A 6085-nucleotide genomic window follows, 5' to 3' on the forward strand; every position below is an offset into this window, starting at 1 on the left:
CAAATGTCCAGCCGCTGACAAATTCCTCTGCTGCTTCCATTGCATCATAGATATCCTGAATACAATCTTTTACTTCACGAATTTTAGATCCCTCTTCAGACAGCTTCAACTTCACTCAGGATATGTTTGCCTATATTCGGCTTCAATGCATCTTTCATAACAAGGTCCACTTAAAGCCCAGAGCATTCGAAAGATAGTTTTCAAGGTTGACAAATTTAAAAATAGTAGGGGTCTTGCTGAACTCACCGAGTATGTCAAGTCGCTTCCCAGCTTCTGTCTCCCAGGATGTAAGTTTCAGCTTCTTTTCGGTTTTACGGCATTTTTCAGACTCTGTCTGGTTACTTTTTGATATGCTGTTGCATTTTGCGGTTGTAGTATTTAACTATTAAAGAAGGAAAGAAGGAGGGTGAAATCTTTTTTATGCTTAATTCAGTTTTAATATGTTTCTCCTGCTGGCGGTCTGCTGAAAGCTTCCCAGAATAAGTGGTTTGCAAGATAACTGTTACCACGCAAGTATGGCAAAGAGCCCCTAACCTGATCATTTATTTTGTGGTTTCTTAGGAAGAAGGCCGAGGAATAAGAGGAAAAATAACAAACTAAGATAATGTAATTTTGGATTAATTTGCCCCAAAAATCCCAGGAAACCGAGAAAACCGAGAAAACCAGCTGGATGAAATTCTTGCTTCATAGTATTATTCTTTCATAATTACTAAATTATATGTTTTGTCAGGTTGTTAAATATAGTAACAAAACTTGCTAAATAGAAATGTGCAACGCTTTGCAACTTCAGGAGGATCCTTCGAAAAGCCGACCGATTTCACAATTTACTGACATTTTTGGAAAGTATTTTCCTGTTCTAATTAACTTCTTGTAGCCGATAAAAGATAGGCTTTTCTACTAATCGGATTAAGCAGCATATCGAAAATCGCTTTTTTTATATAGATTATATTAAAAAGAGACAAAAAAGTACTCTCTATTTCAGCCTTTGAGACTCTTCTGGGGAACTCGTATTCGCCCGGCTCCCTGTCAGAGAAAGACAGCATGAAGTATTTGCCTCCGTCCTTGAGCACCCTATGCACCTGCTGCACAAAAATCGTTCTCTCCTCGTCCGCCATCACGTGAAACAGGCCGGAATCAACAACTGTAAAACACCGCCCGGTGTTTTTAAACAAAACCGGATTAATGCATGTGAAAAAAGCTATTTTTTACCTGATCTGCAAGTCTTTGTAGATTTGGAAGGAGCACTTTGCAGGGCCTTTTTTAATTGATTTTTTCCTTGGGAAGGCAGTTTTCAAATTAAGTAAAAATCGTCAACTGAGTTATGTTTTCATAGAATATCTCCGATGTTTATCCTTTCACCCATGCATATTTAAGCAAAAAACCTTACTATCGTTATCGGCAATTTTTTGAGTTATCCGATATTAAAAAGTTTTCTATGATCCTCTTTTATCAACTATCTGTTTAAAGTGAGAATTTCCATCACTCTTTAACCATATTTTTATAGAATGTATGTGTAGATATTTAAATCAAACTTTAAAATGTTTGTTTTTAAATATCAGAAGGCTTCAGGATGGTTTTACGGAATAGGAGTAAAGATTCTTCAGGGTTTAAAACAGGTCCGTTAAGATTTTTTACTTTGTCAATCATCTCGACGGCTATAGTTTGGTCCAAGAATCTATATGAGAAATGCATAAGCGGATTATTAGAAGTTGCAAACCGAATTTTAAAAATTAAAAAGACAACTATAAGTGAAGAAGTAAAAGAAAATCTTGGAAAAAAAATCTCTGACCTGTATAAAAAGTACGAGTTATATAATACAAGAAAAGAGACTTATTTAACTTATCATGAAAGAAAAAACTTAATTGATATTTGCAAGAATTGTCTAAACACTTGTTCTGGCTTTAAAAATCGAAGTAAAATTCTGGATGAGCCTTCTAATATTTTTTTAACAAAATCAATGGCAGAATTGTCCTATTTATTGAATGAGTTTGAGAGATATGACAATGAAGAATTTCTACAGGAAAGAATTCAAAGATATGAGTATTTGTTCCGGAAATCTTCTTTTCCTCTGGATAACTCACAAAAAAGAGCCATAGTGACTGACGATACGCATAATTTAGTCGTAGCAGGGGCTGGTTCCGGAAAAACTGAAGTCCTGATCACACGAGCTGCTTATCTGACAGAAAGAGAACCAGATACTGTTGATGCCAAAAAGATACTAATTCTTGCGTATCAGAATAAAGCGGCTGAAGAAGTTAAAAAAAGACTTAATGAAAGGTTTGGTATTGAAGAGGCAGAAGTCAGAACTTTTCATTCATTGGGAAAGAAAATCCTGGAGGAAGGGAGCAAAGTCTCTGGAAAAGAAATCCCCAAATTAAAGTTCTCAGGTCCTAACTTTGACAAAGAATTTTCTAATTACGTTGAGTATTTATTCAATCTCAGAAAAATAAATGGAGACTTCCAGAAGAAAATTATAGATTATATGAGATTCTACCATGATGATGAGATACCAAAGATCCAGGAGGACTTTGAACGAAAAGAAGAGTTCTATAAATATATGGCTAATTTAACATATACGTCTCTTGACGGAACTAAAGTCAAAAGTGAGGCTGAAAGGGCTATATTGAATTTCTTTATAAGTCACAACCTGAATGGAGAAAGAGTCAAAATCCTTTATGAAGATTCTGCTAGCTGGATGACGTATACCGATACTAATGGTAATAGAAAGATTCCAAAGCCCGATTTTTTCTTTCCGGATTATGATATTTACCTTGAGCATTGGGCGATAGACAAAGATGGAAAAGTGCCGGACTGGTTTGAAGGTAAAAATGCGTCAGAAGAATACAAACTAGGTATGAAAAGAAAGATAGAGAAGTTTATGCAGCAGGATAAATATTCTCTTGTAGAAATCATAAATTATGAATTCAAAAGGGGAGAATTTGAGAAAATTTTGATTGAAAGAATGACAGAAGCATTAAAAATAAAGTACCCAGATAAAGATTTTGAGTTCACTCCTGTTCCTTATGAACAACTTATCAATAGAGTGAATCAAGGATGCAAAGAATCGGTCAAAGGTCTTTTTTTCAATATCAGCCGATTTATAACAATTGCTAAAACGTACAATCTGCCCCCAGAGAATATCAAGCAAAGGTTACGAACTGATAGATGGTCTGCAAAACAGGAAGCTTTTGCCAGGCTTGCATTAGATATCTATGAGATTTATGAAAATCAATTAAGAGCTGAAAACAAGATTGACTTTGCTGATATGATCAATCTTGCTGTAAAAGAACTGAAAGAGAATCAGGAGATATGTGAAAATTCTTTTTCCCAGATCTTAATTGACGAATATCAGGACATAAGTGCTCAAAGATATGAGCTTATACGCGAACTTATGAAGAAAAATAATGGATGTAAATTGTTCTGCGTGGGTGACGATTGGCAGAGTATAATGAGTTTTTCAGGTTCCGACCTTGATTTTTTTGTCAACTTCCATGAGTACTTTGACCATCCGGCCAGAACTGATCTTTCCATAAATTATAGAAGCTGCAAGTCTATAGTGAGTACGGGTGCAGAAATTATAAAATACAACAAAGGCTCACAGATAAAAAAAGATACTTTTGCTAAGAATGCTGCTGAGAATCTCATAAAAATCTACATCTCAGGCTATAATCGAAAATCAACAAATCTGTACTATTCTCAAATTGCTAATCATTGTGTTGATTCAATAAAGCATTATCTTGATGAAGGGTATGAGGCAAAGGATATTCTACTTCTATCCAGAATTGGGAAAAACCTCAAGATGAAGGCTAAATTAATGGAATATGCCGAAATTCAAGGTGTTCCTATCTCCTTTGATGGGAATAAAAATCCTAATAAAATACCTTTCATGACAGTGCATAAAAGCAAGGGTCTACAGGCAAAAGTTGTTTTCTTGCTGGATGTTGTGGAAGATCTATATGGTTTTCCCTGTGAAATAGAAAATCCCGATATTTTTGAACCGGCAATCCTTTCACGTAAAAGAGATAGATATGAGGAAGAAAGGAGACTCTTTTACGTTGCTGTAACAAGAGCTATGAATGATCTGATAATTTATACTCGAAAAGATTCGGTCAGTATATTTATAGACGAAATTAAAAGCAAGGTTACTTTTTATGAACTTAGTAACCCGAATTGATAAAAATTTTGGTCAGCAAATAATCTTATATTTGTTTAAAAATTAGACATTCTTTTCTTAAAATACAATTCATTTCCAGACTTTTCAATTCATTAAAGTATATTTTTCTCCTGCCGGCGGTCTGCTGAAATCTTCCCCTAATACGTTTGTTAAGATAAGAGATTGAAAACCCGCGATTTTTGCGGATTTAAAAGGAGCACTTTGCAGGGCCTTTTTTGATCGAAGTGATCTTTTCCTCTGAGAGGGGGTTTTGATTCAAGCGAAAACCTGTTAACCGAATTCTATTTTTAGGAGCTATCAGAAAATAGGCTATTACCTCCTCTGCAAACCATGCTTAGAAGTTGTTCTCATATGAGAGATTGTGCTTCCATTTTATAGATAGATTTATATATTTTAAGTACTGTGTATGTGTGTTGACAAATAAAGATACGTATAATAATCTGTTATTAAAAACCAATTTTTGTTTTTAATCAAAGAGTTCTATACAATCTTATTTTCAAACAAATTAACAAAAACTAAAACCAAAGGTGAAACAAATATGGCTTTTAATGACAGAAACTTCAGAGGAAATTCTAATTTCGGCGCTCCAAGAGAAATGCACAAGACAACCTGTTCAGACTGTAAAGCTGAGACAGAAGTGCCTTTTAAACCTGACCCAGAAAGACCGGTTTATTGCAGGGATTGTCTTCCTAACCACAGGACACCCAGAGAAAACCGCAGATATTAAGTGCTATTTGTGTAATTAAGTTTACATCAACACTTATTTCTTTTCTACTTTTTTATAAACCTAGACCTGGAATATACTCTTTTTAAATTGTGATTTTTTGCAGATTTATAAGGAGTACTTTATAGGGCCTTTTTTGATCGAAGTGATCTTTTCTGCTGTGAGGACTTTTCTGATTCAAGTGAACTCTGTTCACGTTCAATTCAGTTGAAATATATTTTCCTGCCGGCTGTCTGCTAAAATCTCCCCTAATGCGTTTGTTAAGAAAAGAGTATTAAAAACCCTTGATTTCTGCAGCTTTAGAAGGAACACTTTTCAGAACCGACAAGTTTTTTTCTCCATTATCAACAAGAATTAGAATTTCAGGCACTTTTATCTGCTCCAAAAGCCCTGGACATAAAGTGTTATCTCATTTGAAAGTGTGCATCCAATTTCATAGATACCTTTATATATTTTAAATGCCATGTATGTGTATTGAAAATAAAGAGACATATAATACATCTGTTGTTAAAAACCAATTTTTGTTTTTAAACAAAGAGTTCTATACAATCTTATTTTTAAACTATTAACTATCCGCTAAAGCGGAGGTGAAACGAAAATGGCTTTTAATGACAGAAATTTCAGGGGAAATTCCGGAGGTTTCCGCGGTAACAGCGGACCAAGGGAAATGACAAAAGTGACCTGTTCTGACTGCGGTGTTGAGACGGAAGTACCGTTCAAACCCACCGAAGGACGGCCGGTATACTGCAGGGAATGTCTTCCTAACCACAGGAAGTTCTAAAGATAATCTGCATCAGGTGTTGTTAATTTTGTAATTAAGTTTACATTAACGCCTGATTCATCTTTTCTTTTTGTTTTTTGGTTTATTCTCTTTGTTTCTTTACTTATTTCACCTCATACGGCAGGGAAAAGTAGGAACAAAACGGCAGCGGGAGTAATAACTGGTACGAATTATTCAATTTTCAATTTATCAACTTTCAACTTATAAAAAATTTAACAAAGATTATCAAGGAGGAATTAACCTGGCTAATTACAGAAGCACTATTAGAAAAAGAAGATTAGGATCCTCAAAACCGGTAAATTCAGGAGATACCCCTGAAGTATCCAGGGTACGAGTCCCCCGTAAGGACCGAAATGAAGTTCTGGCAACGGTTGCGTGTTTACTCGGCTCGAAAAGGGTAACGCTT

At 35.0% G+C, this 6085-nt stretch carries 4 protein-coding genes and 1 pseudogene; 4 read left to right on the plus strand and 1 reads right to left on the minus strand.

Features of this window, described 5'->3' with window-relative positions:
• Nucleotides 1–860: 860 nt before the first annotated feature.
• Complete coding sequence (locus tag ACPK8D_RS05025; RefSeq protein ID WP_424716755.1) at nt 861–1172, minus strand: hypothetical protein; 312 nt, start codon at nt 1170–1172, stop codon at nt 861–863.
• Between the two features lie 398 nt (nt 1173–1570).
• Between ACPK8D_RS05025 and ACPK8D_RS05030 the strand changes: the two genes are divergently transcribed.
• The 4 genes and pseudogenes from ACPK8D_RS05030 to ACPK8D_RS05045 all read left to right on the plus strand — a co-directional run.
• Nucleotides 1571–4174, plus strand: coding sequence for a UvrD-helicase domain-containing protein (locus tag ACPK8D_RS05030; protein WP_424716756.1), 2604 nt, complete (start codon nt 1571–1573; stop codon nt 4172–4174).
• A 538-nt stretch (nt 4175–4712) separates the two neighbouring features.
• On the plus strand, nt 4713–4901 hold the full coding sequence (locus tag ACPK8D_RS05035) for a CxxC-x17-CxxC domain-containing protein (RefSeq protein WP_424716757.1): 189 nt from the start codon (nt 4713–4715) through the stop codon (nt 4899–4901).
• 595 nt (nt 4902–5496) lie between these two features.
• Nucleotides 5497–5679, plus strand: coding sequence for a CxxC-x17-CxxC domain-containing protein (locus ACPK8D_RS05040; protein WP_048134822.1), 183 nt, complete (start codon nt 5497–5499; stop codon nt 5677–5679).
• A 262-nt stretch (nt 5680–5941) separates the two neighbouring features.
• A pseudogene (locus tag ACPK8D_RS05045) lies at nt 5942–6085 on the plus strand (translation initiation factor eIF-1A); the annotation flags it as partial.

The organism is Methanosarcina sp., from assembly GCF_049706645.1.
Classification (GTDB): domain Archaea; phylum Halobacteriota; class Methanosarcinia; order Methanosarcinales; family Methanosarcinaceae; genus Methanosarcina.